Consider the following 467-nt stretch of genomic DNA (forward strand, 5'->3'; position numbering starts at 1 on the left):
CGTAAGCGTCAAAAGAGGCCCTTCTTACGCCTCTTGAGTTTTCTGTCATGGTTTGCCCCACAGGAGGGACAGCCATGGCAACATCAGCAACGGAGCATAGATCCGAGAAGGCGGCGTATTGGGCTGGACATTTTGAGTCTTGGCGAGGCAGTGGCCTGAGCCAGGGGGCTTACTGCCGGCGGCATGGCCTTTCCCAAAGTTCATGGGGCTATTGGCGGAAGCGTTTGGCGAGATCGGCCGACGAAGAGGCAGCGCCTTGCTTCGCAATCGTCCCTGTGCCGCTGTCCGCGTCGCCCCAGGCGGACATGGCAACCGCGCCTGAACCGATGCTGGTGCACGTGGGCAACGCCTTTCACATCGAGATCAGAGGCGACTTCGCCGCGCCGGTGCTGGAAAAGCTTGTCCGCACGCTGGTGCGGCTATGATGCTGCCGGCAAACGACGTTCGGGTTTACTTGGCCCTGGGGA

At 61.0% G+C, this 467-nt stretch carries 1 protein-coding gene; it reads left to right on the top strand.

What is annotated here, in order from left to right:
- Positions 1-74 precede the first annotated feature (74 nt).
- Positions 75-425, top strand: coding sequence for an IS66 family insertion sequence element accessory protein TnpA (tnpA, locus tag NY78_RS25965; protein WP_043641858.1), 351 nt, complete (start codon positions 75-77; stop codon positions 423-425).
- The last annotated feature ends 42 nt before the right edge of the window (positions 426-467 follow it).

Origin of the sequence: Desulfovibrio sp. TomC (genome assembly GCF_000801335.2) — a bacterium.
GTDB lineage: Bacteria > Desulfobacterota > Desulfovibrionia > Desulfovibrionales > Desulfovibrionaceae > Solidesulfovibrio.